Origin of the sequence: Streptococcus sp. 27098_8_66, from assembly GCF_041431945.1 — a bacterium.
Classification (GTDB): Bacteria; Bacillota; Bacilli; order Lactobacillales; family Streptococcaceae; genus Streptococcus; species Streptococcus dentalis.
Genome location: NZ_JAPVYS010000001.1, coordinates 65,805 through 80,814 on the forward strand (window position 1 = coordinate 65,805; position 15,010 = coordinate 80,814).

A 15,010-nucleotide genomic window follows, 5' to 3' on the forward strand; every position below is an offset into this window, starting at 1 on the left:
TATGGCAGAAAGAAAAATATCCGAGAAATCCTTGGAAAATCTCAAACGATTTAACCGAGAAAACAATGCGATTACACGAGAATCCATCGAAACCTCTCTCCTGCAATTGTTGGAGAAAAAAGATCTGAAAAAGATCACTATCTCTGAGCTGGTTCAGCGTGCAGGTGTCTCTCGAGCAGCTTTTTACCGTAATTATGATTCCAAGGAAGAGATTCTAGAGTCCATCTTTCAATCTAGTATCGCAAAGATTACCAAGTCTTTAGATGGCTACAACCTCAAGACAGACCTCTATCAAGTCTGGGTCTATCTCTTTAAGGAAGTCAAGAAAGAAGCCAAGATCATCAGTCTAGCCATTGATTATAATTTCGAGCGGCTCTTGACCAAGGCAGTCTATGATTTTTTAGAAAAACGAAATGGCAACTCCTCGAATGGCGCTGGCAGCTACCTCAATTCCTTCTGGAGCTCAGCCATTGTCTCTGTCATCTCCAAATGGATCAAGGATGGCATGAAGATCCCCGCCGAGAAGATCGCGACCCTAGGCCTCCCCCTCTTTCCACAAAAGAAGAAGTAATCACCACCGAGAGGTGGTTTTAAAGTAAACTGCTCTTCTCCATAACGAGCTCATATGAATAGATTAAACTGAGCACAGATTGTACAAAGGACAAGAACGATGATTGAAGAACGACTCCAAGCTGCTAAGCAGTATGTTAAAACTTTATTTGCTGATCGAGCGGATGGCCATGATGTGGAGCATACCCTCCGCGTCTATACCAATGCAATGAGAATCGCACAAGCAGAAGGTCCATGTGATCTGGAGATAGTGGCCTTGTCAGCTCTTCTTCACGATGCTGATGATGATAAATTGTTTCAAACTGAGAATAATGCGAATGCTCGCATGTTTCTAGAAGAAATCGGTATTCCTCAAGACCAAATCGACCAGATTTGTCGGGTTATCAATGCTGTTTCTTTCAGCAAAAATCGCGGTAAGCATCCAGAAACCTTAGAAGGCAAGATTGTCCAGGATGCTGACCGCCTGGATGCGATAGGAGCTGTAGGAATTGCGCGAACTTTTTCCTATGGTGGTCACAAAGGGAGGTCCCTTACTGATACTGTCCAACATTTCCATGACAAGTTGCTCCTCTTAAAAGATGAAATGAACACGGAGACTGCTAAGCAAATAGCAGAAAGTCGCCATCAATTTTTAATCATCTTTCTAAAAGAACTAGAGAAGGAACTCTAACAAAAGAGGCTGGGACAAAAGTCCTAGCCTCTCAATTATTTTTGGATTGTCGAGCAAGACGCAGTGGTTGAGTGGGCTCTACTACGCTGATTTCATCAGCTTTTACAGCCCTACTCAACTGTGCGGAGGTGGGACAACGAAATCGAATTCTAACGAATTACCGATTTCTGTCCCACTCTCTTTCTTTATTCTTGGATCATGGCTAGGAGATCATCTCCTGTAGTGGTTGGAAGGATCCGGACTCGTTTGAGGGCATAGAGGCCATCAGCGGAGCTGGCTAGTCCATTTTTAGTGGTGAGGCCTAATTTGTAGTCAGCTTTCTTGGCTTGGTCGATCGTGACCTGGCTGTAGCGACCAGATGGGTAGACGATAACGCTGGTATTTTGATCTAGCACCTTATCTAGCAGGCGTTTAGAAGCGACCAACTCATTCTTTTGGGTCTCAAGACTGGAATTGGCTAGGTCTGGATGATTGACCGTATGGCTTTCAAAGGTCAAGCCAGCATTTTTCATCTCTTTGATTTGGTCAAAGGTCAGGACATTTTCTTTTTCCTTTTGGGTAAAGTCCGTGATGATATTGTTAGTGGCGGTCATCTTATACTTCTTAAGAAGCGGATAGACGATGGTATAGAAATCTTCGACACCATCATCAAACGTGAGCCAGACAAATTTCTTTCCTTTGGGGACTTCATTTTTAGCGAGGATGCGATAGGCTTCCTCAGGTGTCAGGGTGTAGTAACCCGCTTTTTTTAGGGCCTTTAGTTGGCTTTCAAAGGTCTCTGGATCGACAATCAAATTGGCATTGGCAGCTTCGGACTCGGCCATATCGTGCACGGAGTGGTACATGAGGATGGGCAGTTTGACCGGCTTTTTCACCCGAGTCCACTCGATAGAGGAGCTACCTTCCTCTAGTGAGCGCGTCATGGCAGTGCCACTTGTATTTCCGTCACTCGGCTGAGTGATCCGTTTGATCAGAAGAAAGCTACAAATAAAGATACAGACCAGTAGGAGGGCATTGATTCCAAGTAGGACTTTGATTTTTTTAGGTACTCTTCGTTTACTCATAGTGTCACCGTTTTCATTATTTTCTTTATTGTACCACAAATTCTATGTTCTTTTCCAGAACTTGCTACAGGCAGATCCTGTCATGAAAATTCAGAATTTTTAAGGCAATTGGCTGTCAAACGCTCAAGTTTTTGTTATAATGGAGCTACTATAGAAAATTCAAGGAGTCAATAGGATGTCTGTTAAGATTGCCTTACTAGGATTTGGTACTGTTGCAAGTGGCGTACCATTTTTATTAAAAGAAAACCATGAAAAAATCACCCAGGCAGCTCAAGATGAAATCGAGATCGCTAAGGTCTTGGTTCGAGATGATGCGGAGATGAAAAGCTTGCAAGCGGCGGGTCACGACTACAACTTTGTGACCAATGTCGATGAGATCATTGAAGACAAGGACATTGCCATCGTGGTTGAATTGATGGGTCGTATCGAGCCAGCTAAGACCTTTATCACCCGTGCGCTGGAAGCAGGGAAGCACGTAGTCTCTGCTAACAAAGACCTTCTTGCCGTTCATGGAAGCGAGTTGCTAGAGATTGCAAAAAAACACCAAGTGGCCCTTTATTATGAAGCTGCCGTAGCTGGTGGGATCCCAATCCTTCGGACTTTGGTGAATTCTTTGGCCTCAGACAAGGTGACCAAGGTTCTTGGTGTGGTCAATGGAACCTCTAACTTCATGATGACCAAAATGGTCGAAGAAGGCTGGACTTATGAAGATGCTTTAGCAGAAGCGCAACGTCTTGGTTACGCTGAAAGTGATCCAACTAATGACGTTGAAGGAATCGATGCTGCCTACAAGATGGTGATCTTGAGCCAGTTCGCTTTTGGAATGAATATCCAATTTGACCAAGTAGGTCACAAAGGAATCAGCCAGATCACTCCTCAGGATGTCTCTGTTGCCCAAAGCCTTGGATATGTCATCAAGCTTGTCGGCTCTATCGTTGAAACAGAGTCAGGGATCGCAGCAGAAGTGACACCAACCTTCCTTCCAAAACAACATCCACTCGCAGGAGTGAATGATGTCATGAATGCGGTCTATGTGGAATCCATCGGTATTGGTGAGTCTATGTACTACGGACCAGGTGCTGGTCAAAAACCAACTGCGACAAGTGTCGTAGCCGACCTCGTTCGCATTGTCCGTCGACTAAAAGAAGGAACGATTGGTAAAGCCTTCAATGAATACAGTCGCCCTCTTCAATTGGCTAAGCCAGAAGACGTGAAGAACAATTATTACTTCTCAATCAAGGCACCAGATGCGACTGGTCAAATCTTGCGTCTTGCGGAGATCTTTAATGCAGAAGGAGCTTCCTTCAAGCAAATCCTCCAAGAAGACTCAGATGGTCACTATGCAAGTGTTGTCATCATTACTCACCAAGTTAACCAAACTCAATTCAAGAACTTGGTTGAAAAATTGGATTCAGAGGCGAATTTCGAACTCTTGAATACCTTTAAAGTCTTGGGAGAATAAGCATGAAAATTATTGTTCCAGCAACCAGTGCCAATGTCGGTCCAGGATTTGATTCGGTTGGGATTGCCGTGACTCGCTATTTGACCATTGAAGTCCTTGAACCAGCTGATGCTTGGTTCATTGAGCATGATCTTGGAGCAGGGATTCCGACAGATGAGAAAAACCTCTTGCTCTCAACAGCTCTTTCTATCTCAACTGATATGCAACCCCATCGGATCAAGATGACCAGTGAAGTACCTTTGGCGCGTGGTCTGGGTTCTTCTAGCTCGGTCATTGTCGCAGGGATTGAATTGGCCAACCAATTAGCTGACCTCCAGCTATCAGATGCTGAGAAATTGCGCATCGCGACCAAGATCGAAGGTCATCCGGATAATGTAGCTCCAGCTATTTTTGGGAATATGGTCATTGCGAGCTACATCGGTGAAGATGTCCAATATGTCACGGCTGACTTCCCAAGCTGTGACCTTGTGGCTTTTGTACCGAGCTACCAATTGAAGACCAGTGATAGTCGAAATGTCCTACCGAAAGAATGGTCTTATAAGGAAGCTGTTGCAGCTAGTAGCGTAGCCAATGTCGCTATTGCAGCTCTCCTCAAGGGAGATTTGCTGACGGCTGGTCGCTCCATCGAGTCAGATCATTTCCACGAACGCTACCGTCAATCTCTTGTCAAAGAGTTCCCTCAGGTCAAAGAAGTAGCACATGCGCATGGGGCTTACGCCACCTATCTGTCAGGAGCAGGCCCAACAATCATGAACCTCATAGCCCCAGAGCATACAGCCACATTTGTCGCAGCTCTCGAAAAGCTCGGGCTAGATGGTCAGATCTTCCAACTTAAAATTGACACATTTGGTGTTCGTGTTGAGAAATAAACCTTAATGTAACACAAATGAAAGAAGGATGTATACGAATGTATATGTCTTTTTTGCCTCTCCTATGGTAGAATGGGAATTGTATGGGGAAAAGCTCAAGCTTTCCCGAAAGTTTAGGGGGAAACATGAAACCAGAATATTTATATAGTATTGCTACCGATCTTGGACTGCAATTTGATGGCGAAGCCCGTGTGATGTATGGAGAGCGTGAAGGCTTCTTGTTAGTCATTGAAGGCGCTCAAACCAAGAATGTATTTACCATTTCACTCAGTGTGAAACAAGGTTCCGAAGGAGACTTGATCGAAGATAGTGAAATTCTTTGGAATGAATTAAAAGAACAATCAAAAGCCATTAATGCTATCTCTTCTGATGGTTATTTGACCTCGATCGTTGTCAAAGGTGGAATGACCAAAGGGAAGGCTGTCGAAACCTTATGGACAGCTATCCAAGATATTGTTGATTTCTTACTAAACCACCAATTTGTGCAAGTGAATGCGCAAACGGGCGAGGAAGGACCGATCGGACTGTATCAAATTGGAGATGCGATCTTTTTAATCGACGATGCAACCTTTAGAGCCTACCAAGCCGAAGTGCAAGATACAGTTGAGGCTTATGAAGCGCGGGAAGAGAATTTCCTTTTAGGGATTGTAGGCGCTGTGATAGGTGTAATCATCGGTGGTGCAGTTGCCCTCTTGGTAGCGCGTCTTGGCTATGTATCTGTTTTAGCAGGGGCTGCCCTCGGTTATTGTACTATCAAAGGTTATGAGATCCTTGGTAAGAAATTGACTAAAAAAGGTGTGGTAGTTTCAGCTATTTTGATGGTCTTGACGGTCTTTTTGGTCAACCAATTAGATTATACATTGGCGCTCATGAGTAAGCTCAATCTTCCATTTGATTTGTCCTGGACGATTGTCAATGAAGCGACATTTCAAGGGGATGTCCCAGACAAATTTTACTTGAATCTAGGAATGTTAGCTGTCTTCACTCTTGGTGGTGCTTGGATTTCGGTCAAATCAGCTCTGGATGGACAGAAGAATCGTGCCATTGCTCGTAAAATTGCATAATGAATGATAAAAGGAAGGCCTGAATATTATAGGTCTTCTTTTGTTTTTTAGGGTCGAAAAATAGTCAAAAATTTGGTATAATAGTTTGTATTTTATAGAGAGAGAACAGACAGAAAGATGAATGAAAAAATAAATCAAATTCTTGAAGGGATTGATATCCGTTTTCAAGAAGCTTTAAAACATTATACCTTCACAAAGGTAGGTGGGAATGCTGAATTTTTAGCCTTTCCTCGCAACCAATATGAATTAAAACGCATCGTTCAATTTGCCAACCAAGAGCAAATCCCATGGATGGTTCTGGGCAATGCGTCCAATATCATTGTCCGCGATGGGGGCATTCCGGGATTTGTCATTATGTTTGATCGCTTGCGTGACATCAGTGTGGATGGTTATGTGATCGAAGCAGAGGCAGGAGCTAAACTCATCGACACCACCCATGTGGCCTTGCACCATAGTTTGAAAGGCTTCGAGTTTGCTAGTGGCATTCCAGGCAGTGTCGGTGGCGCAGTCTTTATGAATGCGGGAGCCTATGGAGGAGAGATCGCGCATGTCCTAGTATCCTGTAAGGTCTTGACCAAAGACGGAGAGATCGAAACTCTGTCAGCGAGTGAACTAGCTTTTGGCTACCGTCATTCTAAGATTCAAGAGACAGGTGCTGTTGTCATCTCTGCCAAATTTGCTTTGTCACCAGGCAATCACGAGGCGATCAAGCAGGAGATGGATCGGTTGACCCATCTTCGTCAGTTGAAACAACCCCTTGAATACCCTTCTTGTGGATCCGTCTTTAAGCGTCCTGTCGGTCATTTTGCAGGTCAATTGATCAACGAAGCAGGTCTGAAAGGCTATCGAATCGGTGGTGTTGAAGTTTCTGAAAAGCATGCCGGCTTTATGGTCAATGTCGATAATGGAACAGCTAAGGACTACGAAGATTTGATCGCCCATGTCATTGAGGCAGTAGAAGCTCACTCAGGCGTCCGTTTAGAACCAGAAGTTCGCATTATCGGTCAAGCCTAAGAACTTTAGTATTGAAGAACAATTGATTGTGAACCATCGATAGCATCAGTCGGAGAGGGGGTGAGTGCCTATCGATACCGTAAATAGGTGGGGCAGTCTAGTAAGTCCCCGAGAGGTATTGGTGGTCTGACAGGTTTTCCTGTCAGCCGCTGCATTTTCGTTTGAAAAGCAGTTTGCTAATCGCAGTAAAGAAGGAATTTATGTGAATTGAAAAAACCAATTATTGAGTTTAAAAATGTTTCAAAGGTCTTTGAAGATAGCGGTACCGTTGTCCTAAAGGATATCAATTTTGAATTGGAAGAAGGGAAGTTCTATACCCTGCTCGGTGCATCTGGATCAGGAAAATCGACCATCCTTAATATCATTGCCGGTCTTTTGGATGCGACAACTGGAGATGTCTACCTTGATGGGGAACGGATCAACGATGTCCCTACCAACAAACGGGATGTCCACACTGTCTTTCAGTCCTATGCCCTGTTTCCACATATGACGGTTTTTGAAAATGTGGCTTTTCCCCTTCGTTTGAAAAAGGTGGACAAGGCTGAGATCGAACGTCGGGTTTCAGAAGTCTTGAAAATGGTCCAGTTAGCGGGATTTGAAAAACGCTCGATCCAAAAATTATCTGGTGGTCAACGTCAGCGGGTAGCTATTGCACGGGCTATTATCAATGAACCACGAGTGGTCCTTTTAGATGAGCCCTTGTCTGCCCTTGACTTGAAACTTCGGACAGACATGCAGTATGAGTTGCGGGAATTGCAACAACGCTTGGGGATTACCTTTGTCTTTGTTACCCACGACCAAGAAGAAGCCCTTGCCATGAGTGACTGGATCTTTGTCATGAATGAAGGAGAGATCGTCCAATCTGGTACTCCCGTGGATATCTATGATGAACCGATCAACCACTTTGTAGCGACTTTTATCGGGGAGTCTAACATTCTAGATGGTCGCATGATCGAGGACTACTTGGTTGAGTTCAATGGAAAACGCTTTGAAGCCGTCGATGGGGGAATGCGTCCAAATGAACCAGTTGAAGTCGTCATTCGTCCTGAAGACTTGCAAATCACTCTTCCTGAAGAAGGCAAGCTCCAAGTGAAGGTGGACACCCAGCTCTTCCGTGGTGTTCATTATGAGATCATCGCTTATGATGATTTGGGAAATGAGTGGATGATTCACTCCACTCGGAAGGCCATCGTAGGAGAAGTTATCGGGCTAGACTTTGAACCAGAAGATATCCACGTTATGCGTCTCAATGAAACCGAAGAAGAATTCGATGCGCGGATCGAAGAGTACGTTGAAGTGGAAGAGCAAGAAGCTGGTTTGATTAATGCCATTGAGGAGGAAAGAGATGAAGAAAACAACCTCTAATCTATTTATCCTCCCCTATTTCTTGTGGATTTTTCTCTTTGTCTTGGCTCCTGTAGTCATGATCATCTTTCAATCGTTTTTTAACGTTGAAGGGCAGTTTTCACTTGAAAACTACAAAGAGTTCTTTACTTCGCAAAATCTGACTTATTTAAAGATGAGCTTTAATTCGGTCCTTTATGCTGGAATCGTCACCCTGGTGACGCTCTTGATCTCCTACCCGACTGCTTACTTTTTGACGCTGCTCAAACACCGGCAGTTGTGGTTGATGTTGATTGTCTTGCCAACCTGGGTCAATCTCTTGCTCAAGGCCTATGCCTTTATCGGAATTTTTGGTCAAAACGGCTCCATCAATAGCTTTTTAAGCTTTCTCGGATTCGCTCCCCAGCAGATCCTCTTTACCGATTTCTCCTTTATCTTTGTAGCCAGCTACATCGAGTTGCCATTTATGATTTTACCGATCTTTAATGTCTTAGATGACTTAGATCCAAACTTGATTAATGCCAGCTATGATTTAGGAGCCAATCGTTGGGATACCTTCCGTCATGTGGTCTTCCCCTTGTCCATGAATGGTGTCCGCTCAGGTGTGCAATCTGTCTTTATTCCTAGTCTGAGTCTCTTCATGTTGACACGGATGATCGGTGGAAATCGCGTCATTACCTTAGGGACTGCGATTGAACAGCACTTCCTGACAACACAAAACTGGGGAATGGGTTCTACCATCGGAGTTGTTCTGATCCTTGCTATGCTCTTAACCATGTGGGCAACGAGAGAAAGGAGAGAACGATGAAAAAAGTATCTCATTTCTATCTAGGTTTCGTCTTTCTGATTCTCTATCTCCCTATCTTCTATTTGATCTTTTATGCTTTCAATAAAGGGGGAGATATGAATGCCTTCACGGGCTTCACGCTTGAGCATTTCAATGAATTGTTCGCAGATAGTCGCCTAATGCTGATCTTATCAGAGACTTTCCTCTTGGCCTTCTTGTCAGCCTTGATTGCGACAGTGATCGGAACCTTTGGAGCCATTTATATTTATCAATCAAAGAAGAAGTTAGAAGGACCATTGCTCTCCATCAACAACATTCTCATGGTAGCGCCAGACGTTATGATTGGGGCCAGTTTCTTGATTCTCTTTACGACGGTCAAGTACCAGCTAGGTTTCCTATCTGTTCTGGCTAGCCACGTCGCCTTCTCGATTCCTATTGTGGTCTTGATGGTCTTGCCACGCCTTAAGGAAATGAACCGGGATATGGTCAATGCGGCCTATGACTTGGGAGCTACCCAAGTGCAAATGCTCAAAGAGATCATGTTGCCGTATCTGACACCAGCCGTTATCGCGGGCTACTTTATGGCCTTTACCTATTCTCTAGATGACTTTGCCGTGACTTTCTTTGTAACCGGAAATGGCTTTACAACCTTGTCAGTAGAGATCTACTCACGTGCGCGTCAAGGGATTTCCCTTAGTATCAATGCCTTGTCCGCCCTTGTCTTTCTCTTTAGTGTGCTCTTGGTCATCGGTTATTACTTCATTACCCGTGAAAAGGAGGAAGCAGCATGAAAAAACTTTATTCATTTCTAACTGGGATTGTCCTTGTCATTCTGCTCCTCTGGGGAATTAGCCACCAGATCGAAGCGAGCATGAATACCAAGAATAGTGACAAGCTGGTCATCTACAACTGGGGAGATTATATCGATCCAGACTTGCTCAAGGAATTCACAAAAGAGACAGGGATTCAGGTGCAATATGATACCTTTGATTCCAACGAAGCCATGTATACTAAGATCAAGCAAGGGGGAACCACCTACGATATTGCGATTCCTAGTGAATACATGATTGCCAAGATGATGGATGAACATCTGGTAGAAAAGTTGGACCAATCCAAGATCAAAGGGATGGAAAATATCGATCCAAAACTCTTGAACCAATCGTTTGATCCGGGCAACCAATATTCTGTTCCTTATTTCTGGGGTACCTTGGGGATCGTCTACAATACCAAGATGGTCAAAAATGCTCCGGAACATTGGTCAGATCTCTGGCGTGAAGAGTACAGAAATGACATCATGATGTACGATGGTGCGCGTGAGGTCATGGGAATTGGTCTCAATACCTTGGGGTATAGCCTCAATGAAAAGGATCCCAAGAAATTGCAAGAGGCCGTAGATAAACTCTACACCTTGACGCCAAATATCAAAGCTTTGGTGGCCGATGAGATGAAGGGCTATATGATCCAAAACAATGCGGCTATTGGGGTTACTTTCTCAGGAGAAGCCAGCCAAATGCTCGAAGCCAATAAGGATCTTCGCTATGTCGTCCCAACTGAAGCCAGCAACCTTTGGTTTGATAACATTGTCATTCCAAAAACCGTGAAAAATAAAGAAGCAGCATATGCCTTTATTAACTTCATGCTTCGTCCTAAAAATGCTTTGAAAAATGCTCTTTATGTCGGCTACTCAACGCCAAATAAAAAAGCCAAAGCCATGTTGCCAAAAGAAATCCAAGATGACCAATCCTTCTATCCAAGCGATGAAACGCTGGACCATTTGGAAGTCTATCAACAATTAGGCAAGAAATTGCTTGGAGTCTATAACGATCTTTACCTTCAGGTCAAGATGTATCGAAAATAACACAAAAGGAACCTCAGGGTTCCTTTTTGATTGCTGCATATAGTCTCTAACTAGTGAGTTAGATTGAGATTCAAATGAAAGATGCTATAATAGTAAGGAAAGTGACTGGCCCATTCAGTCATGAAAGGAAGGATTGGAGAAGAAAAAATGAAAAGACGACTGGAACTTTTTTTGATCATCCTGTTACCGATCCTAGGCCTTCTACTTCTTGGAGGAAAGATTATGAACATGACCAAGAAACCAGAACAGAAGGTAACGGCCTCTTCTTCAAAGAAAGTAGTTCAGAAATCAGAAGAAGAAATAAAAAAAGAGCAAGTAGCCTATCTCAAAGAGCATGAGCAAGAAATCGTGGATTATGTGAAGGCTCAGAATTCAAAAATTGAGTCAGTTCAGATTGATTGGACTGATGTGAGATGGAGTGATGGAGGATTCTTACTTCCTGATTATTCAATTGAGGTTTATGGAACAGTAAATCATATTGAAAATTCTGGATGGAGTGCCTCTATGCCGATTAATGATGACGATTCAATTGATTTGAAAAAAATTTCCATATTCAACGATATAACCATAGGAGAAGAAATATTGGAGTAGTAGTTTTTCGATCTATGTTCAAATTTAAGGAAAAATTATGATGAAACATACTAAAATTATTTTGCTAACAGTAACATCGATAATTGCTTTATTTAGTATCGAAGGATGCACTATAAAATCAAAAGAACAAACGAAACAAGCGCAAACTGTCATCTCTTCATCAACCAAAGAAGACAAAGAAGCTATTAAACACAAACAGCTCGCATATCTCAAAGAGTACGAGCAAGAAATCGTCGATTTAGTCAAAGTACAAAATTCAAAAGTTGAATCCGTTCAGATTGATTGGGATCAGACACAATGGAGTGATGGTGGACTGACAACTCCTGAATATTATATGAATGTTTTTGGACGTATAAATAATATTGAAGAATCGGGTTGGGGAGTAGATATCCCAATTAATGAGGATAATACATTAAATTTAGATGAGATGTATGTAGGATCCTACATTAGAGTAGGGGGGAAATTATTTGACTAATTGGAATTTGAGCAGTTTTGATAATCAATATGCTTCATTAGCTGAATCAACATATAGAGATAGACTCCAACAAGTTTCCATATGAACAATTGGATCAAATCCAGGAAGAGCGTTCAAAGCTCAAATGGGAGTATGACAACGAGATAGATGCTTTCTATAAAAATCAGAAAATGCTGGAATCGAAAGATAAAAAAAAACAGTAAGGTTGTCCTTACTGTTTTTTTAGTTGGTTCCAGATGATGCTGTATCTGCGCCACTGTCTGTTGCTGTGGAGCCTTGGACTTGTGCGGCAGATGAACTGGTTTCTGTAGCAGATGAGCTATCGGTTTCTTTTTGTGAACTTGTTTCTGTATTGCTTGAATTGGTTTGTGTATTGGTGTTAGCATCTGTATTGGTAGCGCTTGAGTCAGATCCCTTATCGTGAACCACGACGACGCTGGTGCTACTAGATGGTTTGTCTTCTGTTTTTTGATTGTCTTTATTGAGCAGGCTCATAATGGTAAAGGAAGTGACGATAATCCCTAAGAGACTGGCAATCGTAGCTACAACGGTTTGAAATACGGACAAACCTTGTTTGACTTTCTCACCGCGAGATGGTCTTGTATCTGCTTTTTCCTCAGGTTTTTGGTTTTTGTTACTTCTTGAATATTGTGACATGTTCATTCTCTTTCTATCAAAAATTGTTTTTTAACACTTTCCTATTATAAGTCATTTTCTGAAAAATGTCTAAAAAGAACTGAATTTTATAGAGTGATTTTGCCGCATCTCTCTTTATCAAATCCTTGTCCCAAGCGGTCAGAAATGATAAAATAGAAGTTACGTAAAAAGAAAGTGATGGATGCGTAGGACATGATTTATTTTGACAATTCAGCAACGACTAAACCCTATCCAGAAGCCCTTGCGACTTATACAGAAGTAGCGACTCGGATCTGGGGAAACCCTTCTAGTTTGCACAATTTAGGTAGTCAAGCTACTCGTATTTTGGAAGCTTCTCGGAAACAAATTGCGGAGCTAATTGGCAAGAAAGATGATGAAATTTACTTCACGTCTGGTGGGACAGAAGGGGACAACTGGATCCTCAAGGGTGTCGCCTTTGAGAAAGCTCCTTATGGAAAGCATATCATTGTCTCTGACATCGAGCATCCTGCCATCAAGGAATCGGCTGCTTGGTTAAAGACGCAGGGATTCGAAGTGGATTACGCTCCAGTGGATGCGCGTGGTTTTGTCAAGGTAGATGCCTTGGCTAACCTACTCCGTCCGGATACGACCTTGGTCTCTGTCATGGCCGTCAACAATGAGATTGGCTCCATCCAGCCCATCCATGACATCGCGGCTCTTCTGGAAGATCGTCCAACTATTAGTTTCCATGTCGATGCTGTGCAAGCCTTGGCAAAGGTAGCAACAGAAGTTTATCTACCAGAGCGCGTGGACTTTGCGACCTTCTCTAGTCACAAATTCCATGGACTTCGCGGAGTCGGCTTTGTCTACATCAAAGAAGGCAAAAAGATCACCCCTCTCTTAACCGGAGGTGGTCAAGAAAAAGAAATGCGCTCGACAACGGAGAACGTGGCAGGTATCGCAGCAACAGCAAAAGCCCTACGCTTAGCAATGGAAAACCAAGAAGCTTTTGCCAGCAAGACCCAGCAGATGAAAGAAGTCATCCGCAAAGAATTGGCCAACTATCCAGATGTTACCATCTTTTCTGGTGAGGATCACTTTGCGCCTCATATCTTGACTTTCGGAATCAAGGGAGTTCGTGGAGAAGTAGTGGTCCATGCCTTTGAAGAGTTTGATATTTACATCTCGACAACCAGTGCCTGCTCGTCCAAAGCTGGTAAGCCAGCTGGGACCTTGATTGCTATGGGAGTGGATAAGAGTATCGCACAGACAGCTGTTCGCTTTAGTCTCGATCTTGAAAATGACATGAGTCAAGTCGAGCAATTCTTGACCAAGTTCAAACTGATTTACGAACAAACACGAAAAGTACGTTAATTTTAGAAGGAAATCAACATGACCTTAACCTATTCAGAAATTATGATTCGCTATGGAGAGCTTTCTACTAAAGGGAAGAACCGTATGCGTTTCATCAATAAACTTCGCAATAATATCCAAGATGTTTTATCTATTTATCCGGCTGTCAAAGTGACAGCCGACCGCGATCGGGCGCATGCTTATCTGCATGGGACGGATTATGAGCCAGTAGCAGAATCCCTCAAGCAGGTTTTTGGAATCCAAAATTTTTCACCCGTTTACAAGATTGAAAAATCTGTTCCGGCCTTAAAATCGGCAGTGCAAGAGATCATGAAGGAGATTTACAAGGAAGGCTTGACCTTTAAAATCTCAAGTAAGCGCAGTGACCATACCTTTGAACTCGATAGTCGCGAGCTCAACCAAACTTTGGGAGGTGCTGTCTTTGAAGCGATCCCGACCATCCAAGCTCAGATGAAAAAACCAGATATCAACTTGCAAGTTGAAATTCGAGAAGAAGCAGCCTATATTTCTTATGAAACTATTAAGGGAGCTGGTGGTCTTCCTGTTGGTACGTCTGGCAAGGGCATGCTCATGCTTTCTGGCGGGATCGACTCTCCCGTGGCTGGTTACCTAGCCTTGAAGCGTGGAGTGGATATCGAGGCGGTTCACTTTGCTAGCCCGCCTTATACCAGCCCGGGAGCTCTTAAAAAAGCCCATGACTTAACACGGAAGTTGACCAAGTTTGGGGGCAATATCCAATTTATCGAGGTGCCCTTCACAGAGATCCAAGAGGAAATCAAGGCAAAAGCGCCAGAAGCTTACCTCATGACTTTGACCCGTCGCTTTATGATGCGCATTACAGACCGTATTCGCGAGGTTCGCGGTGGTTTGGTAATTATCAATGGTGAAAGCTTGGGACAAGTGGCTAGCCAAACCTTAGAGAGTATGCAGGCCATCAATGCAGTGACCAATACGCCGGTTATCCGTCCGGTGGTGACCATGGACAAGTTAGAAATCATCGATATTGCCCAAGAGATTGATACCTTTGAAATCTCTATCCAGCCATTCGAAGATTGTTGTACCATCTTTGCACCGGATCGTCCAAAGACCAATCCAAAACTCAAAAATGCGGAGCAGTATGAGCAACGCATGGATGTGGAAGCTTTGGTTGAGCGTGCGGTAGCAGGCATCATCGTAACAGAGATCACACCAAAAGCAGAAAAAGATGAGGTCGATGACCTGATCGAGGATTTGCTATAGGAGAGACTGGG

16 protein-coding genes are annotated in these 15,010 nt (G+C 43.4%); 14 read left to right on the plus strand and 2 right to left on the minus strand.

Annotated elements, in window-relative coordinates:
* The first annotated feature begins 1 nt into the window (after position 1).
* Both O3642_RS00345 and O3642_RS00350 read left to right on the plus strand, forming a co-directional pair.
* Positions 2-571, plus strand: coding sequence for a TetR/AcrR family transcriptional regulator (locus O3642_RS00345; protein WP_371605146.1), 570 nt, complete (start codon positions 2-4; stop codon positions 569-571).
* Between the two features lie 99 nt (positions 572-670).
* Positions 671-1,240: an HD domain-containing protein gene (locus O3642_RS00350; RefSeq protein ID WP_155126096.1), complete on the plus strand. Its 570-nt coding sequence runs from the start codon at positions 671-673 to the stop codon at positions 1,238-1,240.
* Positions 1,241-1,425: 185 nt separating this feature from the next.
* On the opposite strand, the gene O3642_RS00355 is transcribed toward O3642_RS00350, so the two are convergent.
* Complete coding sequence (locus O3642_RS00355) at positions 1,426-2,304, minus strand: polysaccharide deacetylase family protein (RefSeq protein ID WP_371605147.1); 879 nt, start codon at positions 2,302-2,304, stop codon at positions 1,426-1,428.
* Between the two features lie 175 nt (positions 2,305-2,479).
* On the opposite strand from O3642_RS00355, the gene O3642_RS00360 reads away from it, so the two are divergent.
* The 10 genes from O3642_RS00360 (at position 2,480) to O3642_RS00405 (ending at position 11,768) form a co-directional block, all read left to right on the plus strand.
* A complete protein-coding gene (locus O3642_RS00360; protein ID WP_003010956.1) occupies positions 2,480-3,766 on the plus strand; it encodes a homoserine dehydrogenase in 1,287 nt (428 codons plus the stop codon).
* A gap of 2 nt (positions 3,767-3,768) precedes the next feature.
* Complete coding sequence (thrB, locus tag O3642_RS00365; RefSeq protein ID WP_371605148.1) at positions 3,769-4,635, plus strand: homoserine kinase; 867 nt, start codon at positions 3,769-3,771, stop codon at positions 4,633-4,635.
* Positions 4,636-4,718: 83 nt separating this feature from the next.
* A complete protein-coding gene (locus O3642_RS00370; protein WP_371605149.1) occupies positions 4,719-5,699 on the plus strand; it encodes a hypothetical protein in 981 nt (326 codons plus the stop codon).
* A 117-nt stretch (positions 5,700-5,816) separates the two neighbouring features.
* Positions 5,817-6,713 (plus strand): UDP-N-acetylmuramate dehydrogenase, encoded by an 897-nt coding sequence (gene murB / locus O3642_RS00375; RefSeq protein WP_371605150.1) that lies wholly within the window; start codon positions 5,817-5,819, stop codon positions 6,711-6,713.
* 207 nt (positions 6,714-6,920) lie between these two features.
* Positions 6,921-8,078, plus strand: a complete 1,158-nt coding sequence (locus tag O3642_RS00380; protein WP_003002881.1) for an ABC transporter ATP-binding protein — start codon at positions 6,921-6,923, stop codon at positions 8,076-8,078.
* The gene (locus tag O3642_RS00385; protein WP_155126085.1) at positions 8,059-8,865 is read left to right on the plus strand and encodes an ABC transporter permease; all 807 of its coding nucleotides are present in this window, start codon (positions 8,059-8,061) and stop codon (positions 8,863-8,865) included. Before O3642_RS00380 ends, O3642_RS00385 begins: the two co-directional genes overlap by 20 nt.
* Positions 8,862-9,635 carry an ABC transporter permease gene (locus tag O3642_RS00390; RefSeq protein WP_320910614.1) on the plus strand — a complete coding sequence of 258 codons (774 nt, stop codon included), beginning with the start codon at positions 8,862-8,864 and terminating at the stop codon, positions 9,633-9,635. The genes O3642_RS00385 and O3642_RS00390 overlap by 4 nt, the downstream gene beginning before the upstream one ends.
* Positions 9,632-10,702, plus strand: a complete 1,071-nt coding sequence (locus O3642_RS00395; protein ID WP_371605151.1) for a PotD/PotF family extracellular solute-binding protein — start codon at positions 9,632-9,634, stop codon at positions 10,700-10,702. The genes O3642_RS00390 and O3642_RS00395 overlap by 4 nt, the downstream gene beginning before the upstream one ends.
* 120 nt (positions 10,703-10,822) lie before the next feature.
* The gene (locus O3642_RS00400) at positions 10,823-11,293 is read left to right on the plus strand and encodes a hypothetical protein (protein ID WP_371605152.1); all 471 of its coding nucleotides are present in this window, start codon (positions 10,823-10,825) and stop codon (positions 11,291-11,293) included.
* A 37-nt stretch (positions 11,294-11,330) separates the two neighbouring features.
* Entirely contained in the window at positions 11,331-11,768 is a 438-nt protein-coding gene (locus tag O3642_RS00405; protein ID WP_371605153.1) for a hypothetical protein, read from the plus strand.
* A gap of 222 nt (positions 11,769-11,990) precedes the next feature.
* Here the strand turns inward: O3642_RS00405 and O3642_RS00410 are convergent, their stop codons facing one another.
* Complete coding sequence (locus O3642_RS00410; protein WP_371605154.1) at positions 11,991-12,425, minus strand: DUF6556 family protein; 435 nt, start codon at positions 12,423-12,425, stop codon at positions 11,991-11,993.
* Between the two features lie 192 nt (positions 12,426-12,617).
* Between O3642_RS00410 and O3642_RS00415 the strand changes: the two genes are divergently transcribed.
* Together O3642_RS00415 and thiI are read left to right on the plus strand one after the other, a co-directional pair.
* Positions 12,618-13,760, plus strand: a complete 1,143-nt coding sequence (locus O3642_RS00415) for a cysteine desulfurase family protein (RefSeq protein ID WP_155126072.1) — start codon at positions 12,618-12,620, stop codon at positions 13,758-13,760.
* 18 nt (positions 13,761-13,778) lie between these two features.
* Complete coding sequence (gene thiI, locus O3642_RS00420; RefSeq protein ID WP_301356633.1) at positions 13,779-14,999, plus strand: tRNA uracil 4-sulfurtransferase ThiI; 1,221 nt, start codon at positions 13,779-13,781, stop codon at positions 14,997-14,999.
* The last annotated feature ends 11 nt before the right edge of the window (positions 15,000-15,010 follow it).

Coding starts and splice junctions, on each gene's coding strand:
- O3642_RS00385 (WP_155126085.1), top strand. CDS start 8,059: ATGAAGAAAACAACCTCTAATCTATTTATCCTCCCCTATTTCTTGTGG.
- thiI (WP_301356633.1), top strand. CDS start 13,779: ATGACCTTAACCTATTCAGAAATTATGATTCGCTATGGAGAGCTTTCT.
- O3642_RS00360 (WP_003010956.1), top strand. CDS start 2,480: ATGTCTGTTAAGATTGCCTTACTAGGATTTGGTACTGTTGCAAGTGGC.
- O3642_RS00400 (WP_371605152.1), top strand. CDS start 10,823: ATGAAAGGAAGGATTGGAGAAGAAAAAATGAAAAGACGACTGGAACTT.
- O3642_RS00410 (WP_371605154.1), bottom strand. CDS start 12,425: ATGTCACAATATTCAAGAAGTAACAAAAACCAAAAACCTGAGGAAAAA.
- thrB (WP_371605148.1), top strand. CDS start 3,769: ATGAAAATTATTGTTCCAGCAACCAGTGCCAATGTCGGTCCAGGATTT.
- O3642_RS00405 (WP_371605153.1), top strand. CDS start 11,331: ATGATGAAACATACTAAAATTATTTTGCTAACAGTAACATCGATAATT.
- O3642_RS00350 (WP_155126096.1), top strand. CDS start 671: ATGATTGAAGAACGACTCCAAGCTGCTAAGCAGTATGTTAAAACTTTA.
- O3642_RS00355 (WP_371605147.1), bottom strand. CDS start 2,304: ATGAGTAAACGAAGAGTACCTAAAAAAATCAAAGTCCTACTTGGAATC.
- O3642_RS00390 (WP_320910614.1), top strand. CDS start 8,862: ATGAAAAAAGTATCTCATTTCTATCTAGGTTTCGTCTTTCTGATTCTC.
- O3642_RS00415 (WP_155126072.1), top strand. CDS start 12,618: ATGATTTATTTTGACAATTCAGCAACGACTAAACCCTATCCAGAAGCC.
- murB (WP_371605150.1), top strand. CDS start 5,817: ATGAATGAAAAAATAAATCAAATTCTTGAAGGGATTGATATCCGTTTT.
- O3642_RS00370 (WP_371605149.1), top strand. CDS start 4,719: ATGGGGAAAAGCTCAAGCTTTCCCGAAAGTTTAGGGGGAAACATGAAA.
- O3642_RS00345 (WP_371605146.1), top strand. CDS start 2: ATGGCAGAAAGAAAAATATCCGAGAAATCCTTGGAAAATCTCAAACGA.
- O3642_RS00395 (WP_371605151.1), top strand. CDS start 9,632: ATGAAAAAACTTTATTCATTTCTAACTGGGATTGTCCTTGTCATTCTG.